The sequence below is a fragment of the Aquitalea sp. FJL05 genome, from assembly GCF_003852595.1.
GTDB classification, from domain to species: Bacteria; Pseudomonadota; Gammaproteobacteria; order Burkholderiales; family Chromobacteriaceae; genus Aquitalea; species Aquitalea aquatilis.
Map to the genome: position 1 here is coordinate 169,757 of NZ_QAJS01000001.1, position 26,597 is coordinate 196,353.

22 protein-coding genes are annotated in these 26,597 nt (G+C 61.2%); 16 read left to right on the forward strand and 6 right to left on the reverse strand.

Annotated features, from left to right (window positions below; all coding sequences use genetic code 11):
- The first annotated feature begins 147 nt into the window (after positions 1-147).
- The 6 genes from DBR44_RS00780 to DBR44_RS00805 all read left to right on the forward strand — a co-directional run bounded on the left by DBR44_RS00780 (position 148) and on the right by DBR44_RS00805 (position 8,559).
- On the forward strand, positions 148-774 hold the full coding sequence (locus DBR44_RS00780) for a response regulator (RefSeq protein ID WP_158613527.1): 627 nt from the start codon (positions 148-150) through the stop codon (positions 772-774).
- A complete protein-coding gene (locus tag DBR44_RS00785) occupies positions 761-4,231 on the forward strand; it encodes a transporter substrate-binding domain-containing protein (protein WP_124641104.1) in 3,471 nt (1,156 codons plus the stop codon). Before DBR44_RS00780 ends, DBR44_RS00785 begins: the two co-directional genes overlap by 14 nt.
- Before the next feature lie 66 nt (positions 4,232-4,297).
- Positions 4,298-5,551 carry a hypothetical protein gene (locus DBR44_RS00790; protein ID WP_124641106.1) on the forward strand — a complete coding sequence of 418 codons (1,254 nt, stop codon included), beginning with the start codon at positions 4,298-4,300 and terminating at the stop codon, positions 5,549-5,551.
- Between the two features lie 372 nt (positions 5,552-5,923).
- The gene (locus DBR44_RS00795; protein ID WP_158613528.1) at positions 5,924-6,391 is read left to right on the forward strand and encodes an OmpA family protein; all 468 of its coding nucleotides are present in this window, start codon (positions 5,924-5,926) and stop codon (positions 6,389-6,391) included.
- Positions 6,392-6,542: 151 nt separating this feature from the next.
- Positions 6,543-6,809, forward strand: a complete 267-nt coding sequence (locus DBR44_RS00800) for a DUF333 domain-containing protein (protein WP_124641110.1) — start codon at positions 6,543-6,545, stop codon at positions 6,807-6,809.
- Between the two features lie 496 nt (positions 6,810-7,305).
- Entirely contained in the window at positions 7,306-8,559 is a 1,254-nt protein-coding gene (locus DBR44_RS00805) for a diguanylate cyclase domain-containing protein (RefSeq protein ID WP_370449615.1), read from the forward strand.
- 65 nt (positions 8,560-8,624) lie between these two features.
- On the opposite strand, the gene alaC is transcribed toward DBR44_RS00805, so the two are convergent.
- Positions 8,625-9,830, reverse strand: coding sequence for an alanine transaminase (gene alaC / locus DBR44_RS00810; protein WP_124641114.1), 1,206 nt, complete (start codon positions 9,828-9,830; stop codon positions 8,625-8,627).
- 190 nt (positions 9,831-10,020) lie between these two features.
- On the opposite strand from alaC, the gene DBR44_RS00815 reads away from it, so the two are divergent.
- Positions 10,021-10,491: an Lrp/AsnC family transcriptional regulator gene (locus DBR44_RS00815; protein ID WP_124641116.1), complete on the forward strand. Its 471-nt coding sequence runs from the start codon at positions 10,021-10,023 to the stop codon at positions 10,489-10,491.
- 33 nt (positions 10,492-10,524) lie between these two features.
- On the opposite strand, the gene DBR44_RS00820 is transcribed toward DBR44_RS00815, so the two are convergent.
- On the reverse strand, positions 10,525-11,286 hold the full coding sequence (locus tag DBR44_RS00820; RefSeq protein WP_124641118.1) for a dimethylarginine dimethylaminohydrolase family protein: 762 nt from the start codon (positions 11,284-11,286) through the stop codon (positions 10,525-10,527).
- 297 nt (positions 11,287-11,583) lie between these two features.
- Here DBR44_RS00820 and modA point away from each other — a divergent pair, with 297 nt between their 5' ends.
- The 5 genes from modA to DBR44_RS00845 are packed head-to-tail and all read left to right on the forward strand — an operon-like array spanning position 11,584 to position 15,086.
- Positions 11,584-12,333, forward strand: coding sequence for a molybdate ABC transporter substrate-binding protein (modA, locus tag DBR44_RS00825; RefSeq protein ID WP_124641120.1), 750 nt, complete (start codon positions 11,584-11,586; stop codon positions 12,331-12,333).
- Position 12,334: 1 nt separating this feature from the next.
- A complete protein-coding gene (gene modB / locus DBR44_RS00830; RefSeq protein ID WP_124641122.1) occupies positions 12,335-13,021 on the forward strand; it encodes a molybdate ABC transporter permease subunit in 687 nt (228 codons plus the stop codon).
- A gap of 1 nt (position 13,022) precedes the next feature.
- Positions 13,023-13,730: an ATP-binding cassette domain-containing protein gene (locus DBR44_RS00835; RefSeq protein ID WP_124641124.1), complete on the forward strand. Its 708-nt coding sequence runs from the start codon at positions 13,023-13,025 to the stop codon at positions 13,728-13,730.
- Positions 13,723-14,283 carry a nitrogen fixation protein NifQ gene (locus DBR44_RS00840; protein ID WP_158613530.1) on the forward strand — a complete coding sequence of 187 codons (561 nt, stop codon included), beginning with the start codon at positions 13,723-13,725 and terminating at the stop codon, positions 14,281-14,283. Before DBR44_RS00835 ends, DBR44_RS00840 begins: the two co-directional genes overlap by 8 nt.
- Positions 14,280-15,086: a TOBE domain-containing protein gene (locus DBR44_RS00845; protein ID WP_124641128.1), complete on the forward strand. Its 807-nt coding sequence runs from the start codon at positions 14,280-14,282 to the stop codon at positions 15,084-15,086. Before DBR44_RS00840 ends, DBR44_RS00845 begins: the two co-directional genes overlap by 4 nt.
- 90 nt (positions 15,087-15,176) lie before the next feature.
- Here the strand turns inward: DBR44_RS00845 and hflX are convergent, their stop codons facing one another.
- A complete protein-coding gene (gene hflX, locus DBR44_RS00850; protein ID WP_124641130.1) occupies positions 15,177-16,565 on the reverse strand; it encodes a GTPase HflX in 1,389 nt (462 codons plus the stop codon).
- Positions 16,566-16,725: 160 nt separating this feature from the next.
- Between hflX and DBR44_RS00855 the strand changes: the two genes are divergently transcribed.
- The 4 genes from DBR44_RS00855 (at position 16,726) to DBR44_RS00870 (ending at position 23,226) form a co-directional block, all read left to right on the forward strand.
- A complete protein-coding gene (locus DBR44_RS00855; protein ID WP_199730939.1) occupies positions 16,726-17,982 on the forward strand; it encodes a DEAD/DEAH box helicase in 1,257 nt (418 codons plus the stop codon).
- A 272-nt stretch (positions 17,983-18,254) separates the two neighbouring features.
- Complete coding sequence (locus DBR44_RS00860) at positions 18,255-18,647, forward strand: hypothetical protein (protein WP_124641131.1); 393 nt, start codon at positions 18,255-18,257, stop codon at positions 18,645-18,647.
- Complete coding sequence (locus DBR44_RS00865) at positions 18,611-22,162, forward strand: response regulator (RefSeq protein ID WP_124641133.1); 3,552 nt, start codon at positions 18,611-18,613, stop codon at positions 22,160-22,162. The genes DBR44_RS00860 and DBR44_RS00865 overlap by 37 nt, the downstream gene beginning before the upstream one ends.
- Before the next feature lie 11 nt (positions 22,163-22,173).
- Complete coding sequence (locus tag DBR44_RS00870) at positions 22,174-23,226, forward strand: HD-GYP domain-containing protein (protein WP_199730940.1); 1,053 nt, start codon at positions 22,174-22,176, stop codon at positions 23,224-23,226.
- A 93-nt stretch (positions 23,227-23,319) separates the two neighbouring features.
- Here DBR44_RS00870 and DBR44_RS19440 read toward each other — a convergent pair whose 3' ends face one another.
- The 3 genes from DBR44_RS19440 to DBR44_RS00880 form a co-directional block, all read right to left on the reverse strand.
- Positions 23,320-23,466, reverse strand: coding sequence for a hypothetical protein (locus DBR44_RS19440; protein ID WP_158613531.1), 147 nt, complete (start codon positions 23,464-23,466; stop codon positions 23,320-23,322).
- A 440-nt stretch (positions 23,467-23,906) separates the two neighbouring features.
- Positions 23,907-25,778 (reverse strand): methyl-accepting chemotaxis protein, encoded by a 1,872-nt coding sequence (locus DBR44_RS00875; protein WP_124641135.1) that lies wholly within the window; start codon positions 25,776-25,778, stop codon positions 23,907-23,909.
- Positions 25,779-26,162: 384 nt separating this feature from the next.
- Entirely contained in the window at positions 26,163-26,438 is a 276-nt protein-coding gene (locus tag DBR44_RS00880; protein WP_059286330.1) for an HU family DNA-binding protein, read from the reverse strand.
- Between the last annotated feature and the right edge of the window lie 159 nt (positions 26,439-26,597).

The window sequence follows — 26,597 nt, forward strand, 5'->3', positions numbered from 1 at the left end:
TTCACCTTACTCATAGCGGGCTATTGTATCCAAGATAAGTCTTAACTAAATATGCGATCTGTCTTTATTTTTGTATGAAATTTCCTAAAATAGACAAAAACACTTCTGAATTGTTATTATTCGCCGCTAATGAGCATCAGGACACCCATGAAATCAATTGTCATCATCGACGATCACCCAGCCATTCGCATCGCCATTCGCGGCTTATTCCATAATGCAAATGAATTTAATGTTCTATTGGATACGGGTAATGGTATGGATGGCCTGGCCTTTTTAAAAAAGAAGGCAGCCGATTTGATTATTCTGGATCTGGAGTTGCCGGATATCGACGGCTTTGAGGTATGGCAGCGTGTTTGCGCCGCCCATTTGCCGAGTAAGGTTTTATTCTTGTCCGCCAAGAATGAAAACATTTACGCGCTACGCGCCCTGAAATGCGGCGCGCACGGCTATATCAGCAAAAGCAAGGATCTGGAAGACATCTTTCAAGCGGCCAACATGATCTTGGCGGGCTATACCTTTTTCCCCCAGGCCGCCATGCAGAGCCTGAATTCGGCAGGCGATCCGACAGTGGATGGTGCGATCGGCCGCTTGTCCAATCGCGAATTGATGATTGCGCGCCTGCTGGCCCAGGGTTTGTCCAATCTGGATATCGGCCGACAACTGGCCATCAGCAACAAGACTGTCAGCACTTACAAGACGCGCATCTTCCAGAAACTCAAGGTGCAGTCGGTGATGCAGCTGGCGCAGCAGGTACAGATTCATGCGGCGGACTGAGTACTGGCTTGGCGGACTGTGCCTGGTGCTGTGCTGGTTTGCCCGGCTAGCGCTGGCAGAGCCGCTGCCGCTACAGCTCTACCCCGGCCAGCCCGCCAGCCAAACCGGCATTGAACGCCAGCGCCCGCCACTCAAGGTGGGCATGGTGCTGGATGAGTACATTCCCTACTACGTGCGCAAGGACAGCACGCAGCTGGAAGGCATCAGCGCCGATTACCTGGCGCTGATCGGCCGCCAGCTTGGCCGGCACATCGAGGCCCTGCCCTTCAGCGACAAACAGCAGGCACTGCAGGCCTTGCGCGCCGGCAGCATAGACCTGCTGGCAGGCAACCAGAGCGATCAGGCGGCAGACCTGCTCAGCACGCATGTTTATTTCCCCAATCGCCTCATCGAGGTAAGGCGGGTCGATGATGGCAATACGCGCCGCCCGCGCATTGCCATCGGCAAACATCCCGCCCTGGCGGCACAGCTGGCCCGTATTTATCCGGGCAGCCCGATACAGCGCTTTGACAATGGCTTGCAAGCCTTGCAAGCCGTCGCCTTCCAGCAGGCCGATCTTTATATTGGCAACCCCACCGAAGCGAATTTCCTGATCAACCAGCTGTCGCTGGACAGCCTGGAAATTGCCAACTACTCCGCGCTGGAAGACGATCCCTTCGTGTTCTTGCTGCGCCAGAACCAGCGCACGCAGCAGGCCAGCCTGAATGATGCCCTGGCTGCCATTCCCAGCCGGGTGGAGCTGGAAGTTCAGAAGCGCTGGCAGGGTGGCAACGAACACTACAACATCAGCCAGCAGATCAAGCTGTCGCCCAGCGAACAGGCCTGGATTCAGGCGCATCCCGTCGTGCGCTACGCCGTACCGGGCGATCTTTACCCGCTGGCCTTCAAGACCAGCCCGGATGCCCCGGCCGCCGGCATGGCTATCGAACTGCTGCAAAAGATTGCCCAGCGCACCGGCCTGCGCTTCGTCGAAGCGCCCCACAGCGGCGACCACCGGCTGGTGGACTTTTCCAGAGGTGAGGTCGACATCATCCCCAATCTGGCGGTGTCTGAGCGCCGCCGCCAGGACATGCTGTTTTCCGTACCCTACGCCCATTCGCTGTGGGGGGTGATCACCCGCGATGACGAAAGCGCTATCCGCTCGCTGGCCGACCTGGCAGGCAAGAAGGTGGCCATCATCCGCCATTCGGCGGCCCGGGAAAGCATCAGCGACCCGGCCCTGCGTGCGCGCATCCAGTTTGTGGAAGCGGACGACATGCTCGGCACCTTCCGCCTGCTGGCCGAGCGCAAGGTCGATGCCAACATCAACAGCCTGCTGACCGCCAACGCCATCGTGCGCAATGGCGAACTGGGCCAGTTCAAGGTCATCGGCACGGCCAACCAGACACCGCTGGACATCGCCATTGGCACCAGCCGCGCCCTGCCGGTACTGGCCGAGATCATCAACAAGGCAGTGCTGGCCATACCGCAAGAGGAACTGGACAAGCTGCGCCTGGACTGGGTCAACAGCAAGGCCAGCGCCATGCATGTTGGCCTGAGCCGCCTGAACGACCGCAACTACCAAACCATGATCTGGCTGCTGGTGGCCAGCCTGGTGGCGTTGCTGGTGCTGATCGCCTACCGTAGCCGCCGCCACTGGCGACAGCAGCGCGTCTTGCGCGAACGGCTGGACACCCTGGGCCGCTTGGTAGACCAGCTGCCGTTTGCCCTCTTCATCAAACTGCCCGGCAGCGGCATTGAGCTGTCCAACCCGCCTTACCGCGAACTCCTTGCACAAAGTGACGATGGCGCACTGGAGGTACTGCAGCGCGACATCATTGCCACCGCCCGGGCCGAAGGCAGCACGCAGCGGGAGGGTCAGGTCAGCACCCGCCAGGGCAAGCAGGACTTGCTGCTATGGGCCAAGCCCTTTGTCACGCTTACCCAGGATGAGGGCGCAATCCTGGGCGGTTGGTTCGACATCACCCCGCTCAAGCACAGCGAGCGGGCGCTGGAACAGGCCAGGGACGATGCCGAAAGCGCCAACCGTGCCAAAACCACCTTTCTGGCGGTGATCAGCCACGAAATCCGCACGCCGATGAATGCCATTCTCGGCCTGCTGGAACTGGAGCTGAAAAAAGCCGCCAACAGCAATCTGAGCACCATTTTCCAGTCGGCCACCAGCCTGCTGCACCTGCTGGATGGCATTCTGGACCAGGCCAAGATGGAGGCCGGCCAACTGAGCATCGCGCCGCATCCGGCGCAGCCCTGGCGCATGCTGGCCAATATGGCGGCGCTATACGGGCCGATTGCCAAGGAAAACGGACTGGTACTCACGCTGCATACCAACCCGGCCCTGCCCGACACGCTGTACATGGACGAAAAGCGGGTCAGCCAGATTCTGGGCAACGTGCTGGGTAATGCGATCAAGTTCACCGAACACGGCGACATCCGCATCGACTGCCAGTGGCGGGCACAGTCATCCAGCCAGGGCGTGTTGCAACTGGACATCAGCGATACCGGGCGCGGCATTTCCAGCGAGGCACAGACAGGCATCTTCGATGCCTATGCGCAGGAAAATCCAGCCGCCAAATCGGGCAGCGGTCTTGGCTTGTGGATATGCGCCAACCTGCTGCGGCAGATGGGCGGCGACATCAGCCTGGCCAGTCAACTGGGCGTCGGCACCACGGTATCGATCCGCATACCCTGCCGCTGCGATTGCACCATCAGCCATGCCACGGCCGCGCCGCCCCAGCAGCGGATAGAAACCGCATTGCGGGTGCTGGTGGTGGATGACCATCCGGCCAACCGGCTGCTGCTGCAACAACAACTGAATTTTATCGGCCTGCACGACATCCGCAGCCTGCCCAGTGCAGAAGAGGCGCTGAGCTTGCTGGCAACCGAGCACTGCGACATCGTCATCAGCGACTGTTTCATGCCGGGCATGGATGGCTTCAGCCTGGCGCGCCAATTGCGCGCACGTCCCGGCAAACAGCCCTACATCATCGGCTACACCGCCGATGCCCGGCCGCGCAATCTGGAGCAGGCCCTGGCAGCCGGCATGGATTGCTGCCTGATCAAGCCGGTCAATATCGAGCAACTGACGGCAGCGCTGGCCGCCTGCCCGCAGGACGATGCCAGCCAGCAACGCCGGCACATCCTGCAGCAGCGCATTGCCGGGCTGAAGCTGGCCACGGTATCGCGCCAGCAATTCATCGACCTGATGCAAGAAAGCAATCAGCAGGACATCGCCGCCCTGCAGCAAGCCTGTGCGCAGGCCGACTTTGTGCAGATGGCCGGCCTGACGCACAAGCTGATGGGTGCCGCGCGCATGGTGCAGGACCAGGAAATGCTGTCGCTCAGCGAACTGCTGCAAGACAGCGTCAGCCAGCAGTCGCTGGCGGAATGCCGCGAGATCGTGGCCGACCTGGCGCAAGCCGTGGCCGAATGCAATGCCATGCTGGAGCAAGCGCGCTGACCCACGTAGCCCCTTACCCGGCGCGACCTCACCGTCGTGCTTTCACCCTGGAACAAAGGCAAAGCAATGCAAGACCGCAAGCACAGCAGCACCTGGCGACACCAACTGGTCAGCAGCCTTGCCGCCTGCCTGCTGGCTGCCAGCGCCAGTGGGGTGGAGCTGAACATCAGCGCGCGCTTTCGCCCTTCCGTGCTGTCTCCGCAAACCGTTCAATTTGAAAATACCACCCCGCTGGCCGGCTTTTGCCGCCACTGGCCAAATAGCTGTACCGGCAAGACTTTCAGTATCGGCCTACCGGTAAACTGGTCCTATCCCAGCCTGAAAAGCGGTCAAACCGACCCACGCAAAGGCGTGTACATCAAGGTGCCCAATACCTTTCGCACGGTGCAGGTGGTCAATACCCAGACCGGGCAAAGCAGCCAGCTGCGCTTTCGCGTCAGCGGCATGGCCAGCACCTACAACCTGACGCAAACCGCGTCGGAGATTGTTGGCGGAGGCACCGCGCTTGATGCCCACAACAAACTCTGGGTGGGCAGCTATTGGAACTATCCATCAGGCAATTGCACCATGCTGACCAATACTTGGCTTTCCGACAAATGGGCATCGGCACTTTGGGGTTATCCGGAAAGCGCCGGGGGATGTTACAAACAGGCCGCCTACACCATTGCGTCGCCAGGCGTCAGCATGACCGATACCGGCTTGATGTACGAACTGCAAACCCCCAGCCCGCTGGAGCTGGGCAATGGCGAGTACAAAGGCAGCCTGGAGTACCGTATTGGCCCCGGTCAGGATTTTGACTTTGGCGACACCGCCACCGCCGACGCCAGTCTTGTCAAAATCAATTTTGTCTTGAGCGTGGCACATGAACTGAAAGTGAACTACCCGGACAACGCCCTTCAGGTGCTACTGGAGCCTGCCGGTGGCTGGTCGGTGTGGCTGCAGCAGGGCCGCGCCCCCGGCCCACTGCAGCGCAATATCCCGTTTACCGTGGCCAGCTCGGGCAACTTCAGTGTGCGACTGGAATGCCAGTACACGGTGGGCAGCCATTGCGGCATTGCCAATGGCAAACAGCTGGTGGTGCCGGTGGCGACGGCGCTGAGCATGGAGGGCTTGCGAGAGAAAATCAGCGGCCAGAAGGCTGCGCGCACGCCACTGAGCAACGCGGTCGCGGTGGTGTTCGGCTCTCAGGCTGCCAGCGCCGCGCGCCGTTCGCAGCTGCACTTTACCGTGGCGGCACCGGATGTGACGGCCATGGCCAAGCAAAGCGGCGAGCGCTTTGTGGGTACGGTCACCCTGGTGTTCGACGCCGGTGCCATCTGAAGCAGATTGTCCCCCGGGACTGCTAGCGCAACTTTTCATGGCGGCGGGTATGGAGAGGATGCGATGGCGGCATAAGGGCCTACAGCTCAACGACTGCCCTGCCCTGCGGGGCAGCTTCCAGAGTAATGCGCTAGCTGGCCACCCGGCTCACTCGGCAGCCCTCAGCGTGTCATGGCGGGCATGCCGGCCAATCTTGCTGTCATCCGATATCATGGCGGTGCGTTATCCGTATGGAATAGCCTCTGTTCTACAAGCGCGAACTTTCATAACATCGTCATGTCGGACTGCTTTCATCCATGCTGCGTGCGACATCGACTCAGGCCGATGCGAAGAATGCCCAGCAACGCCCTTACTCCACACGGAACCATCACCATGAAACGTCTTCTGCTTGGCTGCCTGCTCACCACCACTCTGGCAGCCTGTTCCAGCACCAATAGCCAGCAAGCCGCCACCACTGGCAACAATGCCATCAACAAGCCGACCGCCACCCTGTCCTCAGCAAACAGCAACAGCCCAGCCCAGGCTGTGCTGAACCAGAAAATCGACGCCAATATGGCGGCAGCGCCTGGCTTTATCCCCTTTGCAGCAACGGATAGCACGCTGGACCCCGTGGGCAAGGGGCAGATTCTGCGACAGATCAGCAGCATCCAGGCCATGAAAAAGATCACCCTGCGCGGCTATTGCTACCGTGGCAGCTCGAGCAAGGCCAAATCGGTGGCACAAGCCCGCGCCGCCGAAGTTCGAGACTTCCTGGTGGCCGCCGGCATACCGGCCAAGCGCATCACCATCCGCATCAATACCGACAAGAAGCAGCACGGCGTGCAGATCGCCAGCAGGTAATTCGGCTAGCCCGTCAACCAGCCCCGACAGACAAAGCCGGGCCGCAACTGCGCGCCCGGCTTTGCTTTGCCCCATACCGATCATCCGCGCCAGGACCAGCAATGCCCGCGCTATACTTGCGCCATTGCAGCAAGCGTCCCTGGAGCCATGCATGTCCGTCCTTACCCGCTCTCGCTACCCTATCCCCGCCTTGCTCGGCCCGTTGCTGGCCGGCTGCGCGACTTCATCCACCACACCCTCCCCTGGCATGGTGGGCATGGCCAATCCCGCCTCGGTGTACTGCATCAAGCAAGGTGGCCAGTTGCTGCCGCAAAAAGACAGCGCCGGCAATGAGTTTTCCCTGTGTCAGCTGGCGGATGGCCGGGTCATCGAGGAATGGGCCTTGTTCCGCCAACAGAAGCAGCCGCCCCAGCCCTAAGCGCCACGAACAAAACCGCGCAGAGAACCCAGTCCAACGCGCGCCAATACCGGCCGTACAAGATGTACGGCCAGGAGGCGTCATGCAGAGCGCCGGGTTTTGTTGGCGCTTCCAAGTCACACCGGCTCCGGCTAGCACTTTCTTCTTTCGAACCCCCAACGCTTCACCGCACCTGCCACCCAGCCAGCCACCTGCTGACGACACAGCAAGCTGGGCTTTAACGCATAGTTGGGTTATAAACAGGGCGGGGAACGCACGGCAAATGCGTCTTCCCAGCATAATAATATTGGTTCAAATAAGAAATATATCGGGGTGAGTCATGCGTGGCCGGTACCATAAACAGATTATTTTCATTTCCCTCATTATCAGCATCGGTTTTTCCATCAGCGCTGTCGTCACTTATTCACGCGAAAAGAGCGAAGCCGAAAAAAGGGTTCTGGAAGAATCCCTGCCCTTGATTGGGGATTCCATTTACACCGAGATACAAAGCAACATCATGAATCCGGTAGATATTGCCACTTTCATGGCCCATGACAGCTTTGTCCGTGACTGGATAATCGACAAGAACAGCAACCCCGTCACCATTCGCAAATATCTGCGCGGGATAAAAGAAAAATACAATGCCACCACAGCTTTCCTGGTGGATGATGCCGAAAAGAAATACTACACCGATAGCGGCAGTCAGCTTGTACTGCACAAGAATACGGCAAGGGATGCCTGGTATTGGCGGGTATTGGCCGATCCGGCCGTCTATGAGCTTAATCTGGGCAAATACCAGGAAAATGACTCGTTGCTGGTTTTTGCCAATGAGAAAATTTTTGATGATCAAGGCCAGATCATCGGCATTGTCGGCATCAGCCTGGAGCTGCACCGCTTCAAGAAAATCATCGACAAATACGCTGAAAAATACAACAACGCCATTTACATATTTGATCAGTCCGGCAATATCATCATCCGCAGCAGCGTCTCGGCCTTTCCGCCCCACTTTGATTTCAAGTCGATGAATACAGCCATTCATCAGGACGAGTCAGTACCGCATAATTTCCTGCTGCAATCCACAGCAACAGAGCGCATTGTCGGCATACGCAAACTGCCGGGCAGTAGCTGGTATCTGGCCGTGGAAGAAGATGTATCAGAGACGCTGGCAAACGAGAAAAAATCGATGATAGAAACCCTGCTGGTCAGCATTATCTCCAGCATTATCGTCATCCTGTCCACCACTGGTCTGGTGTACAACACCCAGAGAAAACTGTTTGCCGCCGCCACGACCGACCCGCTCACCGGCCTGCTCAATCGCAATGCTTTTCACGAGCGCATTCGCCGTCAGCGCAAGCGGCATGGCGAGCAGGCTTTCCTGCTGGCCATGATCGATATCGACCACTTCAAGGCAATCAATGACAGCCACGGCCATCAGCTTGGCGACGAGGTGATTCGTGACTGCGCCCGCGCCTTGCGCGAGGCGGCCTCAGACGGAGATATCCTGGCGCGTTGGGGTGGTGAGGAGTTTCTGCTGTTTTCACCGCAGCCCGATGGCTGTGACCAGGATAGCTGCCGGCAGTGGCTGGACGATATCCGCGCCAATATTGCCGCTCGCCGCATCCACTGCCACGGCGTGGAGATGTGCGTGACGGTGAGCATCGGCTATACGCTGGCCAAGAACAGTGCCAACTGGGAGCAAGTGCTGGAGGTGGCCGATCAGGCCTTGTATGCCGCCAAACAGGCCGGCCGCAACCGGGTGATGGCTGCTTGATCGCTTGAGCTTCTGTCAGGAAAAAGCTGACCGGCACTGCCGGCCAGCTTTATTAGTGCGCCCGCTCAGGCGCTTATCTGCGCTTCCTTGAACATGGCCTTGATGCCACGCAGCGCCTGCCGGATACGGGCCTCGTTCTCGATCAGCGCAAAGCGCACATACTCATCGCCCTGGTCACCAAAACCGATGCCGGGCGAGACACATACCTTGGCCTGCTCCAGTAGCAGTCGGGCGAACTCCAGCGAGCCCAGGTCGCGCCATTTTTCCGGAATGCGCGCCCAGATATACATGGAGGCCTTGGGGCATTCCACTTCCCAGCCGATCTCGTTCAGCCCTTTCACCAGCACATCACGACGCTGCTGGTATTTTTCGGCAATATCACGCACGCACTGCTGATCGCCTTCCAGCGCGGCAATGGCGGCCACCTGCAGCGGGGTGAAAGTACCGTAGTCGTGATAGCTCTTCATCCGCGCCAGCGCCGCCACCAGATCGGGGTTGCCCACCATGAAGCCGATGCGCCAGCCGGCCATGTTATAGCTCTTGCTCAGGGTGAAGAATTCGACGGCGATATCCTTGGCGCCCGGCACCTGCATGATGGACGGCGCTTTCCAGCCATCGAACACGATGTCGGCATAGGCCAGATCGTGCACCACGAAGATGTCGTGTTTTTTGGCCAGCACAATCACCTTTTCGAAGAAATCCAGCTCCACGCACTGCGCAGTAGGGTTCGACGGAAAGCCCAGTACCATCATCTTGGGCTTGGGGTAGCTGCCACGAATGGCCTTTTCCAGCTCGGCAAAGAAATCGATGCCCGGCACCAGCGGTACCGAACGGATTTGTGCCCCGGCAATCACCGCGCCGTAGATGTGAATCGGGTAACTGGGGTCCGGCACCAGCACGGTATCGCCACCATCCAGCGTGGCCAGCATCAGGTGGGCCAGGCCTTCCTTGGAGCCGATGGTGACAATCGCCTCGCTATTGGGGTCGATCTCTACCTGGTAACGGTCCTTGTACCAGCGGGAAATGGCGCGGCGCAGGCGTGGAATGCCCTTGGACGCGGAATAGCCGTGAGTATCGGGGCGCTGCGACACTTCATTGAGCTTGGCCACGATATGCGGCGGCGTGGCACCATCGGGGTTGCCCATGCTCAGGTCGATGATGTCCTCGCCGCGCTGTCTGGCGGCCAGTTTCAGCTCGGCGGTGATATTGAATACGTAGGGAGGGAGACGATCGATGCGCGCAAAGCGGCGCTTGCCTGCAGAAGAAGCCATGTGAACCTTTCACGTAAGCGCCCGGAACCGTCCGAGCGACGTTGCCCATGTAGGGGCAGACTCATCGTAAAAGCGGATGCCGCATGGCACAAGCATTTTTTTGACGGCCAGCCGGCTTGACAAGGCCAGGGCGGGCCGCTCCAATCGTAAGCCTTGCCCCACCACGCCGGGCTTCGCGAAAACAGGAAACATGGATCACAAGCCCAGTCTTGACCGCATCGACCTGAAAATCCTGGAAGTATTGCAGCGGGATGGCCGCCTGCCTTTTCAGCGCCTGTCCGAGCAGGTAAACCTGACCGCCCGCCCCTGCCTGGAGCGGGTCAGACGACTGGAAAAAGCCGGCATCATCAAGGGTTACAGCGCCATTGTCGACTTGCCCCAGGCCGCACCGGCGCTGGTGGTACTGGCCCAGGTGTCGCTAGCCGACCATGTGGTGTCGCAACAGGCATTTACCCGTGAAATCCAGGCCACGCCGCAGGTGCTGGATTGCTGGCTGGTCAGTGGCAGCTTTGATTTCCTGCTGCGCATCGGCTGCCAGCATATCGACGAATACCGCCAACTGGCCGACCGCTGGCTGGCCAGCACTGCGTTTCACATCGAAAAAATCCTCACCACTACCGAATTGCAGCAGATCAAGCGCGACGGCGCGGCACGGCCCTGAGCCGGATCGCGCGCCGCGCGACAGCCTAGCGCCTCAGAAGCGCAGCGACAGGCAGGTCAGGCCGCCATCCATCTTGCGGATTTCGCTGGTATCGGTCTGGATGATGGGCAGGCCCAGTGCCTGCAACTGGCGCAGGGTATGCGGATAGCCGCTGGGGGTGATCAGCGTGTCGTTGATCCACAGCGTGTTGCCGGCGTACTCCTCCTGCGGGCTGAGCACGATTTGCGCAAAGCCAGTGAATGCCGGGTTGTTGACGGCATCTTCCGATAAAATCAGCGTATTGCGCCCCACGTAATTGACAATGGATTTCAGGTGCAGCCCCGCACCCACCGGCACCGCCTGCACGCTATAGCCAAATTTCTCTACTGCGGCGGCAAACTGGCTGATGCCCGCCTCATTGGTGCGGCTGGACAGCCCGATAAAAAAGCGCTTGTCCACCATCAGCACGTCACCGCCATCCATGTGCGCGCCCTCTCCCAGCCACACTGCATGCCGGAACCGCGAAACCAGCGGGGCAATGCTGTGGATTTCACCACGGCGGGATGGCGCTCCCGGATTGGTGATGATGGCCAGCTCCGGCATCAGCACGGCGGCGTCTTCCACAAAATGGGCGTCGGGATAATCCGGCTGCGCCGGCAGGGTGGTCACGGTCAGCCCCAGTTGCAGCAGGATGTCGACGTAAGCACGAAACTGCTGCCGGGTCAGCTCGGCGTCCGGCGCGCCCAGGCTGGCGGTGGTCAGGCCAGTGGCAACAGAATCGGCAGGCAGGCGGGTAATGGCTTGGGTAAAGTACATGGCGGGCTTTCCGGTGGCGTCAGCAAACATGACAGGCAGAACCTGTCTTCCTGCCCACCATTCTAGGCAGCCCATCCCCGCCGGAACGGTCGTTCTGCATGGCCGCCACAGCCGGTTTGCGCTGTCATGCGGCACACTGGCAGCGCAATTACTCTTGACCGCCCAGACAGTAATCCGGCATGCCGTAGCGACAGCCACACTAGCAACTTCAGCCGACAGCCCCTTCCCCGGAAGGATTATTTCCCAGCGTTATATATCCGGGTATATTACGCCTTCACACGCAAACCGGAGCCCGCAATGAAAGCAAGGCTGATTGCCCTTTCCCTGTGCAGCATGCTGCTGGCAGGCAACACCCTGGCCGGTGAAATCACCGTTTCCGCTGCCGCCAGCCTGACCAACGCGTTCAAGGACATTGCCCGTGGTTTTGAAGCACAGAACCCCGGCAGCAAGATCAATTTCAACTTCGCTGCATCCGGCGCATTGCTACAGCAAATTGCCAAGGGCGCACCGGTGGATGTCTTTGCCTCGGCCGACCAGGAAACCATGGACAGCGCGGTGAAGCAGAAGCTGGTCAATAGCGCGGACCGCAAGGACTTTGCCCGCAATGCGCTGGTCGTGATCGTGCCGACCGACAGCAAGCTGAAGCTGCAGCAGCTAAGCGATTTGCAGCAGGCCGCCATCAAGCATGTGGCACTGGGCATCCCGGCCAGCGTGCCGGTGGGCCGCTACGCCAAGCGGGCACTGGAAAACGCCCGCCTGTGGCCGGCGGTAGAGGCCAAGGCCATCAATACCCAGAATGTGCGGCAGTCGCTGGACTATGTCGCCCGCGGCGAAGTTGAGGCCGGTTTTGTCTACCAGACCGACGCTACCATCATGCCGGACAAGGTGAAAGTGGCCTTCAGCGTGCCGCTGGACGAGGTCATTTCCTACCCGGTGGCGCGCACCGCAGCCAGCAGCAATGCTGCCGAGGCGCAACGCTTCGTCAATTACCTGCTGTCGCCGGCAGCACAAGCCGTGCTGAGCCGCTACGGCTTCCAGAAGCCCTGAGATGGGCGACTGGCTTGCCGACCCGGCGTGGACGGCACTTTTCCTGTCACTGCGGGTAGCCGGCTGCGCCACCCTGCTCAATCTGCTGCTGGGCGTGGCGGTGGGCCTGCTGCTGGCGCGTGGCCGTTTCCCCGGCCGCGATCTGCTGGACACCCTGCTGACCCTGCCCATGGTGATGCCGCCCACTGTGCTGGGCTATTACCTTCTGACCCTGCTGGGGCGGCGCGGCCCGCTGGGTGCCTGGCTGCAAGAGCAGTTTGGCATCAACCTGATTTTCACCTGGCAAGGCGCGGTGATCGCCGCCGCACTGGTGGCATTTCCGCTGGTATACAAGCCGACCCGCGCCGCCTTCGAAGCGGTGGATGGCCAGCTGGAACAGGCCGGCCGCGTGCTGGGAGTATCGGAAATCGGCATCTTTTTCCGCATTACCCTGCCCCTGGCCTGGCGCGGCATTCTGGCTGGCCTGCTGCTGGCCTTTGCCCGTGCGCTGGGCGAATTCGGGGCCACGCTGATGGTGGCCGGCAGCATTCCCGGCAAGACCCAGACCCTGTCGGTCGCCATTTACGAAGCAGTACAAGCCGGCCAGGACGACAGTGCCAACCGGCTGGTGCTGGTGACTTCGGTGGTCTGTGTGCTGGTGCTGTTGCTGGCCGGCAAGCTGGCACCGGGCCGGCTGGCGGAGCGCTGACATGAACACACCACGCTTCGACCTCGCCATCAGCCAGACCCTGCGCAGTGGCACCCGCAGCTTCCAGCTGGAACTCAAGCTGCAAAGCCCCTGCCAGCAGCTGGTGGTCTATGGCCCGTCCGGGGCCGGCAAAAGCATGTTGCTCAAGACCATTGCCGGGCTGAACCGGCCGGATGCCGGCCATATCCGGCTGGATGGCCGCTGTCTGTTCGACAGCGCACAAGGCATTTGCCTCAGCCCGCAGCAGAGGCAGCTGGGCTATCTGTTTCAGGACTACGCACTGTTTCCCCACCTGACCGTGCGGCAGAACATCGGCTTCGGCCTGCAACGCGGCTGGCGCAACCCCGCGCGCCAGCGGCACGATGCGGCCGTGGATTACTGGCTGGAGGCCTTTGGCCTGACGGCACAAGCCGGGCAATTGCCCGCCACCCTGTCCGGCGGACAGCGTCAGCGCACCGCACTGGCCCGCGCCCTGGTCACCGAACCGCGCGCCTTGCTGCTGGACGAACCCTTCTCGGCGCTTGATCCATCCTTGCGTCAGCAATTGCGCGCCGAGCTGGCGGAACTGCTGCAACGCTTGCGCATTCCCTTGCTGCTGATCACTCACGATGCCGACGATGTGCGCTGCTTTGGCGAACAAACCCTTTATCTGCAGGATGGCCGACTGGTCGAGCCGCCTGCCAGCCAGACGGAGACTTCCCATGGATGACTTCCAGCAACAATGCGCCTTCCGTCTGCTGACTCGCGCCGTGCTCGGTGTGCTGCGCAATGCACAGGATGGCGAACTTCCCCTCTATGCCTGGACGCTGGGCCTGCCGCAGCAGGCTGTGCTGGAGGTGCTGGCCACCTGTGCCCCGGAACTGGGCTCAATGGAAGCGCTGACCGATGTGCAATACCAGCAGCTGCTGTCGCTGCAGCCGCCATTACACACTGCGCTGCTAGACATGCTGCTGGCCAACCGCTCGGCGGCGGAGAACGCGCAACACAGCAGCTGGCTGGCGCATGTGGTGGCAGTGGCCAGCCTGGGCAGTCGTCACCTGTGGGAAGACATGGGCTTGTCTGGTCGGCATGAGCTAAACCAGCTGCTGCAGTACTACCTGTATCCGCTGTATGCGCGCAATCAGGCTGACATCAAGTGGAAGCGTTTCCTGTATGCGGAACTGGGCGAGCAACTGGGTCTCCCCCAACTGAAGCCACCGCAGTGCGGGCGCTGCCAGGAGCACGCCGCCTGCCTGCCCACCCTGGCGGAGCAGCCGACATGAAGCAACAGGACATCACCCTGCAAGGCGCGCTGTGGCTGAGCATGGCCGGCGAGAAATTTGGCAGCCCACAGCATCTGGCCTTGCTGGCGCAGATAGACAGCAGCGGCTCCATCAGCCAGGCCGCCCGCACCACCGGCATCAGCTACAAGGCCGCCTGGGATGCCATCGACCACATGAATAATCTGGCTGGCGAACCGCTGGTGGAGCGTTTGTCCGGCGGCAAGGGTGGCGGCGGCACCCGGCTGACAGCGCGTGGCCGGCAACTGGTGGCCAATTACCAGATCATCGAGCGGGAGCATCAACAGTTCCTGTGCAATCTGCAGCGTCAGGCCGGCAGCATGGCCGACGACCTGCTACTTTTGGGAGGCATGAGCATGAAAACCAGTGCGCGCAACCAGTTTCTGGGCAAGGTAGTCGCCATCAAGACCGGTGCGGTGAATGACGAGGTAGAGCTGGAAATAGCCGACGGCCTGCGGCTGGTGGCCATCATCACCCACGACAGTGCCGCAAGCCTGGGGCTGACTGCCGGCGCGACCGCCTATGCCCTGATCAAGGCCTCCTCGGTCATCGTCGGCAGCGGCCACGACGGCATGCGCCTGTCGGCGCGCAACCAGCTGCACGGCACGGTCAGCCGCTTGTTGCCGGGCGCGGTGAATACCGAAGTAGTGATCGAACTGGCCCCCGGCAGCAGCATCGCCGCCATCATCACCAATGGCAGTGCCAGCGAGATGGGGCTGCAAGTGGGCAGCCCGGCTTGTGCCATCTTCAAGGCATCCAGCGTGATTGTAGGCGTGCCGGGCTGAACCGGTTCTGTAGATAAATACCGTCGAACGACGCACAAAAAAACGCCATCCAGACAGGATGGCGTTTTTCATGGAGCGACCGACTAGGGGTCAGACTTCCCAGTGTTCCTTCTCACGGCCTTGCGAGCCGGGATTCAGCTGCTCGTGCAGCCGGCGCAGTTGCTCTGGCTCACCGCGTATGCGGAACCAGCTGCCCTCTTCCTCGGCACGCTCTTCCAGCACCTGGCACTGGCTGAACAGCTCGCCGCGCAGTTGCTGGGCCGACCACGGCAGCAGCACTTCGTCTTCTACCAGATCCTGCTGGAAGAAGGCCACGATGCGCGCGCGCAAGGCGGCAACCTCCACCGGCCGGCGCGCACTCATCACCACACAACCGGGATAACGCTGCTCCAGTTCGGCAGCCCAGGCGGCCTCGGCGGCTTCGTCACCGATATGGTCGATCTTGTTGAACACGCGAATGCGCGGCACTTCATCGGCACCGATTTCATGCAGCACGGTGTCGGTTACTTCCAGCTGGCGTTCGAAACCGGGGTCGCTGGCATCGATGACATGCAGCAACAGGGCGGCATCCAGCGCTTCTTCCAGCGTGGACTTGAAGGAAGCCACCAGGCCGTGAGGCAGGTTCTTGATGAAGCCGACGGTGTCGCTGACCAGCACACGCGGCACGCTTTCCGGGTAAATGGCGCGCACCGTGGTGTCCAGCGTGGCAAACAGCTTGTTGGCCACCAGCACCTCGCTGCCGGTCAGCGCCCGCATCAGCGTGGATTTGCCGGCATTGGTATAGCCCACCAGCGACACACCACCAAGGCCCTGGCCCTGACGCTCCAGTCGGCGCGCACGCTGGGTCTTGCGTTCCAGTTCCATGGCGAGGATTTCGCGTTGCAGCTCGGCAATGCGGTCGCGCACCTTGCGGCGGTCCAGCTCGGTATGGGATTCGCCAGCACCACGACCGCCCATGCCGCTACGCTGGCGGCCTTGCGGCCCGGCCAGCTTGGCTGCTTCGCGCAGACGCGGCGCCATATAACCCAGACGGGCAATTTCCACCTGGGCCCGTGCGGCACGCGAGCGGGCATTGCGGTGGAAAATCTCCAGAATGACCATGGTGCGGTCCATCACCTCGCAGCCAACGGCCAGTTCCAGATTGCGCGCTTGCGAGGGGGAGATTTCATGATCGACCAGCAAGACGTCGATCTCGATGGCGGAGGGGTCCAGCTGTGGTGGTGCATGTTCCAGTTCGTCAGCACGCAGGCCGCGGTTGACGTACATGTGGATTTCTTCCAGCTTGCCCACGCCCAGGTAGGCAGTGCGGTCGAAGCTGTTACGCTTTTGTACAAAGGTATGCACCACCTGGAAACCCAGGGTCTTGGCCAGCTCGCTCAGTTCGGTGAGCGAGGCCTCGAATTCGACATCGCTGACATCCGGCAGCTGGACTGACGCCACGATGGCGTATCTGGGCTTCTCTTTGACTTCTGTTTGCATGTGCAGATTGCTTTACTTGGTGGCAGGCCCCGATCTTACTCGCAATTGACCCGCCCCGCCGCAGCGATCTACAGCAGCCTTGACCCTGTCGCCTGCCAGGACGATACTGCTGCGCCTCTGGCGGCCATGCCGCCCAACCTATGCCGGGCCTCTTCCATACATGCCATTCACCTCCCTGGGCCTGCAGCCCGCCCTGGCCGCGTCGGCCAGCGCACAAGGCTATGCCGCGCCCACCGCCATCCAGCAAGCGGCCATTCCGGCCATTCTGCAAGGCCACGACCTGCTGGCCACCGCCCAGACCGGCTCCGGCAAAACCGCCGCCTACTGCCTGCCCATGCTGCAGCAATGGCTGGCCGGCCAGCACGGCTCCCCGCGCCAGACCCAAAGCCTGATTCTGCTGCCCACCCGCGAACTGGCGGTACAGGTGGGAACCACGCTGCGCGAACTGGCCGCCAGGCTGCCGCAGGCCATCAAGGTGGCCGTGGTCTATGGCGGGGTATCGATCAACCCGCAGATGATGGCCTTGCGCGGTGGTGCAGACTGCGTGGTGGCCACGCCGGGCCGGCTGCTGGACTTGCTGGAGCACAATGCCCTGCGCCTGTCTGCCGTCCACACCCTGGTACTGGATGAGGCCGACCGCCTGCTTGACCTGGGCTTTGCCGATGAAATCGGCCGCCTGCTGGCGCTGCTGCCACCTTACCGGCAGAACCTGCTGTTTTCCGCCACCTTCCCGCCAGCCGTGCGCAGCCTGGCCGAAGCCTTGCTCAAGCAGCCGCAGCGCATTGACATCCCGCTCAGCCCGATCAGCGCACCCGACATCCGGCAACGCGCCATCGAGGTGGACGCTGGCCAGCGCACCATGCTGCTGCGTCATTTGCTGCAGACTGAAAACTGGGAACGGGTACTGGTATTCGTGGCCAGCCGCCACAGTGCCGAGCGCGTGGCTGGCAAATTGCAGCGCGCCGGCATCAAGGCCGCCGCCCTGCATGGCGATTGCAGCCAGAGCCAGCGTGGGCAGGTACTGGCCGATCTCAAAAGCGGGCAGCTGCAAGTGCTGATCGCCACCGATCTGGCCGCCCGTGGCATCGACATCGCCGGCTTGCCGGTGGTGGTCAATTACGATCTGCCGCGCTCGGTGGTCGACTACACCCATCGCATCGGCCGCACCGGTCGTGCCGGGGCCAGCGGTGTGGCCATCAGCTTTGTCAGTGCCGAGTGTGCCGCCCATTTCCGCCTGATCGAAAAACGACAGCAGCAACAGCTGCCGCGCGAGCAGATTGAGGGCTTTGCACCAAGCGCCCCGCTGGACAACAGCCCCACCGCCCAGCACGACCCCAACAGCAATGGCGGCATCAAGGGCAAGCGCATGAGCAAGAAAGACAAGCTGCGCGCCGCCGCAGCCGCTGCCAAAGAGTAAAAATCGCTTGCCGGTACAGGCCTGGCTGATGCCGGCCTGTGCCCTCACCCCGCCGTCCCCGGCCCTGCCCTTTTGCGCCCCCTGCTGCCCCGGCATTCTTGAATCAATCATGACAATTGAGTCAATCATTTGCCGCATGCTACTATTCCAACACTTGCCTTAAACTCGCCACACACCCTATCCGGCCCCGGGCAGGCAAGCGCCTGACGCCCGCTCGGCCACGACAGTCCCGCAACAGCACAGCACCAGCCAGATTCACATTGGAGCGCTGATTGAAAAAGACATTTGCCAGCAGCCTGGTCCTGCGCATGTGCGGGCTGATCCTGCTGTCCCTGGGGGTGTTCGCCTTTGGCTGCTATCACCTGATCGTCCAGTCGACGGTGGATAGCCTGGCCCAGTCGCAAATGCAGATTTCCGCCCAGCAGCTGGATGCCCGCATGCAGCGCCTGCTCGATACAGTCGATGCCAATCTGCGTACCAGTCAGGCCTGGGGCCGCAACAGCCAGTGGGATAGCCACACCCAATGGCTGCAGGATGATCGCCAGCAACTGCAGCGCTTCAACGAATTCTTTTTCCCCAGATCGCCTCGGTCAATCTGGCGCACCAATCCGGCCGGGAAGTCCTGCTGTTGCATACTGCGGATGGCGGCTGGGTCAATCGCCTGAGCGATCCGGCCCGCTGGGGGCGGACCACCTACTGGTTTTATTGGGACCAGAAGCGCCGGCTGTTGCGCAGTGAAACCCGCCAGCAGGATTACGATGCCCGCCAGCGCCCCTGGTTTAAGGGTGCCATGGCACTGAGCAGTGACCATGACATCCACTGGACCCAGCCTTATATCTTTTACACCACCCGCCAGACCGGCCTCACCGCGGCCAGCCGCTGGACTGCCGCCGACGGCAGCCACTTCATCATCGGTCATGACGTCAATCTCAGCAGCATTGCCAGCTTTGCCGACACACTGCCCATCGCCCAGCAACAAACCCTGGCCTTGCTGGATGAGCAAGGCACGGTGCTGGCCCTGCCCTATGGCGGCGGCCAGCCAACGGCCTCCTTGCTGATGCGCCCGCTGGCCAGCCTCAGCGACAACCCGCTGTCCCATGGCTACGAGCACTGGCTGCGCCGTCAGCAGCAACCGGGGCGAGCCAGCCGCTTCCATGCCGCCGGGCAGGACTGGTTCAGCCTGTTCCAGCCCACCCGCATTGGCCAGCAGCCATTGTGGATAGCGGTGGTTGCACCGGAAGCAGCCTTTTTGCCGCTCAAGCCACGCGATCTGCTGTTGCTATTGTTGATTACCCTGGCGGCGCTGGCCTGCGGTGGTGTGGTGGCACTGCGCATGGCCCGGCGCTTTGCCAACCCGCTGCAATTGCTGACCCGGGAAAGCGAACGCATCGGCCAGCTCGACCTGGCGGCCCCGGTGTGCGCCACCGCCCTGCATGCCCCCTGGCAGGAAGTCAGCCAGCTGGCTGCCGCCCAGGAAGCCATGCGCCAGCGCTTGCTGGCCAATACCACCGAGTTGCAACAATCCCGCGTGCTGCTGGAACAGAAAGTGTCCGAACGCACCAGCGCCCTGCTGCACCAGGTGGCCCTGGTGGAGGCCTTGCTGGATGTCATCCCCAATCCGATTTTCTACAAGGGTGCGGATACGCGCTTTATCGGTTGCAACCAGGCCTACGAACAGGCCTTCGGCATCGAGCGACGCGACTTCATCGGCAAGCGCGTGCTGGATCTGGACTACCTGCCCTTGGCCGACCGCCAGCATTTCCAGCAGGAAGACGAAACCGTCATCGCCTGCGGCAGCCGGATATCCCGTGCCGAAGAGCTGGTGCTGGCCGATGGCAAAACCCACCACTTGCTGTATTCGGTGAGCGGCTTTCGCCATCAGGACGGCTCGCCCGGCGGGCTGATCGGCGTCATCGTTGATGTGAGCGAACTCAAAACCGCCGAACAGGAAGCCCGTGAAGCCCGCCGCAGCGCGGAAGCCGCCACCCGCGCCAAGGCCGAGTTCCTGGCCAATATGAGCCACGAAATCCGCACCCCGATGAATGCCGTCATCGGCATGACCCAGCTGGCCTTGCAAACTGAGCTGAATCCGCAGCAGCGCAATTATCTGGACAAGGCACACGCCGCGGCCAACAGTCTGCTGGGGCTGATCAACGACATTCTGGATTTCTCCAAGATCGAGGCCGGCAAGCTGCATTGCGAACACATCGATTTTTCTCTGGAAAACGTCATCGGCCAGGTAGCCGACCTGCTCGCCCTGCACGTGCGTGACAAGGGGCTGGAACTGCTGTTCGACATCGACCAGACGATGCCGCCGCAACTGCGGGGGGACCCGCTGCGGCTAGGCCAGGTGCTGAACAATCTGGTGGGCAATGCCGTCAAGTTTACCGAGCAGGGCGAAATCACCCTCGCCGTGCGCCTGCGTGAGGAAGACGAACAATCGGTCCTGCTGGATTTTTCCGTGCGCGACACCGGCATCGGCATGAGCGAGGCCGAACAGCAGCGGCTGTTCCAGGCCTTCTCCCAGGCCGACAGCTCCACCACCCGCCGTTATGGCGGCACCGGCCTGGGCTTGAGCATCAGCCAGCACATCGTCCAGCTGATGCAGGGCGAGATCAGCGTCAGCAGCGCACCCGGCCAGGGCAGCTGCTTCAGCTTCAGCTGCCGGCTGGGCAAAGCGCAGTCAGTGCCAGACCTTCCAGCGAGTTTGCCGGACATCCGAGGCCTGCGCTGCCTGGTGGTGGACGACAATGCCGCCGCGCGCGAGGTGTTCGTGCACATGCTGCAGGCGCTGCAGTTGCAGGCCGAGGCGGTTGACAGCGGCCCGGCCGCGCTGCAGGCCTTGCAGCAGGCCCATGCCGCCGGCCAGCCCTACCAGCTGGCACTGATAGACTGGAAAATGCCAGGCATGGACGGCGTGCAGACCCTGCAAGCCATCCATGCGCTGCCCGAGCTACCCACCCCGGTCTGCCTGCTGGCCACCGCCCACGACAGTGACAGCCTGAGCCAGGCACTGGGGCAAACGCCGGTTGACGGCATCATGGACAAGCCGGCCACCTTCTCCACCTTGCTGGATGCCATTCACACTGCCTGCCGCCACCAGCCGCCGGCATTGCCGGCCAGCAGCGCGCCGCGCATCGACCTGGCGCAGTTGCGCCAGCTGCTGCAGGGCAGCCGCGTGCTGCTGGTGGAAGACAATCTGACCAATCAGGAAGTGGCACTGGAACTGCTGCGGCAGATCGGCATCACGGCCCAGCTGGCCTGCAACGGCGCCGAGGCCCTGCAGATGACGGCCGAACAAGACTATCAACTGCTGCTGATGGACTGCCAGATGCCGGTCATGGATGGGCTGGAAGCCACCCGCCGGCTGCGCGAGGAGCCACGCGGGCGGGAACTCACCATCATCGCCATGACCGCCAATGTGATGGCCGGTGAGGAACAGCGCTGTCTGGATGCCGGCATGGACGACTACATCGCCAAACCCATCGACATCCAGCTGTTCTACGCCGTGCTGCTGCGCCACCTGCGCCCCGGCCAGCCGCTGGCAGCCAGCAGCAGCAAGCCGGCCCCGACGGTGCCGCCAGGCGAAGCGCTGCTCGACCGCAAGTCGGCCCTGCTGCGCATGGGCGGCGATCACACCCTGTACCAGCGCCTGCTGACCCGCTTCCAGGAGCGCGAGAACGATGCCGCCCAGCGCCTGCAGCAGGCCTTGCACCAAGGCGAAGCCGATACGGCGCGGCGCATTGTGCACAATCTCAAGGGTCTGGCTGGCAATATCGGTGCCGATGCCCTGGCCGCCGCCTGCCGCCATCTGGAATACCACCTGGACGGTGATGACAGCCAGCAACAGCAAGCCATCGCGCGCCTGCAGCAGCAGCTGGAGCGCCTGCTTGAACATGTGCAGCAAGAGCCGGTAGCAGAGCCAGCCGCCAGCCAGACGAGTGACCCGGTCAATTACCGGCAACTGATGCACACGCTGGCCAGCCAGCTGCAAGACAACGATATCAAGGCCAGCCGCAGTGCCGCCGAGCTGTACCGGGCACTGGCCGGCCATGCCGAAGCAGATGCCGCCCGCCAGCTGTCGCGGCTGGCGGCCCAGTACGACTACGATGCCGCCCTGCGGCAGCTAAACCAGCTGGCGGCGCGCATGCAGCCCGACCAGACCGAGCAAGCCAACTGAAAGCCCACACCATGGCCGATCTCAGACTGCGCCAGAGCATATTGATTGCTGATGACGTACCGGAAAACATCGAATTGCTGGCCGCCATCCTGGAAGACGATTACAGCATCAAGGTGGCGGCCAATGGCGAAAAGGCGCTGCAGATCATCTATTCCGACTCGCCGCCCGACCTTGTCCTGCTGGATGTGATGATGCCGGGGCTGAGCGGCCATGAAGTCTGCCGTCGACTGAAGGCCAATCCCGACCGCCAGCACATTCCGGTAATCTTCGTCACCGCCATGTGCTCGGTGGAAGACGAAAAACTGGGACTGGAAATCGGTGCGGTCGACTACATCACCAAGCCGATCAGCCCACCGGTGGTCAAGGCCAGGGTGCGTACCCAGCTGGCACTGTACGACCAGACGCGCGAACTGGAGCGCATGGTGGCCCAGCGTACCCACGAACTGCTGACCTCGCGCCAGCAGATCATCCAGCGCCTGGGGCGGGCGGCCGAGTTCAAGGACAATGAAACCGGCAATCACGTCATCCGCATGGCACATGCCTCGCGGCTGATTGCCGAAGTGGCAGGCCTGGGTGACAAGGCGCAGGAAATACTGCAGCTGGCCGCCCCCATGCACGACATCGGCAAGATCGGCATTCCAGACCACATCCTGCTCAAACCCGGCAAGCTGGACAGTGCCGAGTGGGTCTTGATGAAGCAGCATCCACTGATGGGGGCCGACATCATCGGCATCCATGATGACGAACTGCTGCAAACCGCCCGCAGCATCGCCCTCACCCACCACGAACGCTGGGATGGCAGCGGCTATCCCTATGGCTTGCGTGGCAATGCCATCCCGCTGGTCGGGCGCATCGTGGCCATTGCCGACGTATTCGACGCCCTGCTGTCAGTGCGCCCCTACAAGCCGGCACTGCCGCTGGCAGAGGCACTCGACTACATGTACAGCCAGTCCGGTCAGCACTTTGACCCGGAGCTGATACCGGCCTTCAGGAAGGCGCTGCCGGAGATACTGAAAATCCACCAGGCCTATGCCGACGAAGGCAGCCCCAACCTGAGCAGCTGAGGCCAGGCTATTCCAGCGCCTGGGCCAAGGCCAGCGCGGCGATGAACAGGCTGGACAGCAGAACGCCACCCAGCCAGTGATAGAGCCTGGCCTTCATTTGATGCGCCTCCCGCTGATACCGGCCACCCGCCCCAACATGTCCAGCACGTTGAGGCAGGCCTCGCCGCAACTGCTGGCCAGCGCACACACCGTATAACGACGGCCATCCCGCTCCACCACGGTCAGCAAATAGGCTTTCATCACCACACCTCCAGACAGATGGTCAGACTGATCCACAACACCTGTCAGCTATCTTGGCCATTCATTCCCGTGGCTAACAGACGATACTTCCTTGTCGTGAGGTGAAAGTTCCGAGCAAAAAACTGTTCTTTTCGTCAGTCATGGTGGCGCATTGGCAGCAGCCCTCCCGGCACGGCCAGCCAAACGTTAAAAAACCCGGCATGCCGGGTGAGACGATGGTTCAAGATCAGCGCGCCGGCCCTCCAGCCAACACCGCATGCAGGCAGGGCAAGGACACCGCCGGGGGAGCAAGCCGGACGGCCACGCAAGCAGCGGCTTGAATAGCGAGGCCCAGCATGGCCGGGCCTGGTAACAGCACACTCCATTGTTGACTGGACAAGCAAAACCCCCGCCATGGCGGGGGTTCTGTTCAGTGGCAGACTACTGCAGCCACACCAGCCTTACAGCTTGAACTGCGACACCAGCGCACGCAGGTCGCCGCCGCGACGGGACAGGTCCTGAATGATGCTGAGGATGCGTTGCACGTTTTCATCACTTTCCAGCGCCTTGGCATTGATGCGTTCGGCACTTTGCGCCATGACGGTGGTAGCCGTGCTCTGCTCCTTGGTCGAACTGGTGATTTCCGACATGCGACCCGCGATATCGTGGGTGCTGGCCTTGATCTTGCCCACCTTGTCTGCAGCTTCACGCGACAGGGCCACACCGGTGGCCACCCGCTCGTTGGTCTTGCTGGTGTGACCAATGGCCACTTCGGTCTGGCTCATCACGCTATTGATCATCTGCGCGATTTCCACCGTGGCCGAGGCGGTACGCTCGGCCAGCTTGCGCACTTCATCAGCCACGACCGCAAAGCCGCGGCCTTGTTCACCGGCACGGGCGGCCTCGATGGCCGCATTCAGTGCCAGCAGGTTGGTCTGGTCGGCAATATCGCGAATCACTGCCACGATGCCGCGAATCTGCTCGGAATGAGAAGACAGGTCACCCATGGCACTCTGCAGTGCGTCCACAGTCTGCACGATGGACTGCACCTCGCTGGCCACTTTTTCCATGGCCTGGTAGGAGTCTTCCGAGTTCTCGCGGGTGCTGGCCACCAGCACTTCGGTCTCGCCGGCATTGTCGGCGATATGGTTGATGCTGACGGTAATCTGCTCGATGGTTGCCGCCGTGGCCGACAGCTCGTTAGACTGCACACGCGAATCCGAGGCAATGCTCTCTGCCGCCTGGTGCAGGGCCGAGGTATCTCGTGCCAGGGCTTCCGCGTCGTTACGTACCGACACGAACATGCCGTGCAGCTTGTGCACGAAGCCATTGAACGCCTCGGCAATCTGGCCCACTTCATCTTGCGAGTGCACCGGCAGATGCAGGGTGAGGTCGCCGTCGCCGCTCGCCACATTGCGCATGGCATCACGCAGCTCGGTCAGGCCGGACAGCATGCGCGCCACACCAACCGTGGCCAGCAGTGCCACGACTACCACACCGGCAATCAGCACACCGATCATCAGCTCGATCAAATGGGTAACGGACACGGTAGCCGCAGCCACCGGCACCACCACGCCCAGCAGCCAGCCGGTCTTCCCCACCGGATACAGCGCGGTCATGCTGGATTCGCCGTTGATGCTCACTGTTTGCAGTGCGCCGTCCTTGCTGATGCCGTTCAGGTCGAAGCCGGTCATTACCTCACCGATCTTCTTCATGCCGGAATCCTTGACCGGATGGGCAATCACCGAGCCGTCACCGGTAATCAGGAAGGCAAAGCCATCGCCCGGCAGCTTGGAGGACACCACTTCTTCAGCCACCCGCTGCAGCGATACGTCACCACCGGCCACCGCTACCAGTTGGCCGTCTTTGCGCAGGGCCTTGGCAAAGGTAATGATGGGCTTCTTGGTGGCGGCATCGATATACGGCGCGGTAGCAATGGCTTCCTGCGCGTTGCTGGCCGCCAGATACCACGGGCGACCAGTCGGGTCATAACCCGGCGGCACCGGAGTAGAACCGGTGAACTGGGTCATCTTCTTGCTGGGTTCGCCGACATACATGTCATCCAGCTTGCCGGCTACTTGCGACTGGTCGAGGATGGGTTTCATGTCCCCCTCGGTAAAGTGCAGCAGAGCAGAACCCACAATATTCTGACGGGTACTTACCCATTCGGTAATGAAGCTGACCTTGTTGTTTGCTGTCTGGCTGATTTGATCACTGATGGAAGACAGCAAGGCGTCCTTCATCTTCCAGTAAGCCACACCGCAAAACAGCAGCGAGATGGCTACCAGCATCATCAATACAAACACCAGCATTCTGGAACGTAGAGTACGCATGGAGGATCCTATTTTTATAATTGCTTAAAACCACATTGCCGCCTGCTGCGCTTTTGCAGACATTAAACAATCAACAGGCAGGCTGCCATATTCCGATCTTCACTCAAGCACGTCAACACCATTACTAATTCATTGAGCATTTTAAAATAAAACCTCAAGAATAATGGTATTAACGGGCATTTACTGGCTCATCTACCGCCATACCGCTCCCCGCGATATCAAAACTGCCAGCCGTTCACAATCTCGTCTTACAGCACTTTATTTATTGGACAAATTTCCCGCACAGTCCAGTCATTTGCACATTTATCCTGAACGCATGAAAAAAGGACGCCGTAGCGTCCCTGGGTGAGAATTTCCGGCCACGCCGGAAACAGTCGGGCTGTTTCAGTTGGCCACTGCGTCTTTCAGTGCCTTGATCGGGGTAAATACCACCTTGCGCTTGGCCGGAATCAGCACGGTCTCGCCGGTCTTGGGGTTGCGGCCATTGCGTGCTGCGGTGTCTTTCACCTTGAACTTTCCGGTGCTGGCCAGGGTCAGTTCGCCGCCATTCACCAGTTCTTCGCGGATGGTCTGTTCCAGCGCGTCCATGAAACGCAGTACATCGACTTTGCTACTGCCGGTTTTTTCGGAAAGGATGGCAATCAGTTGTTGTTTGGTCATGCAAGGCTCCTGCGCCGGTATTGTTGGCTGATGGCTACAAAGCGTGAGGGTAACCAGCCAGAGCCTGCCACATCAAGGAAAATTTGCACTGACCTGCCAAATTCGCCGCCGGATGGCAAGAAAAAGCACGGCATCTACCATTGCCCGGCCAAGCAGTCA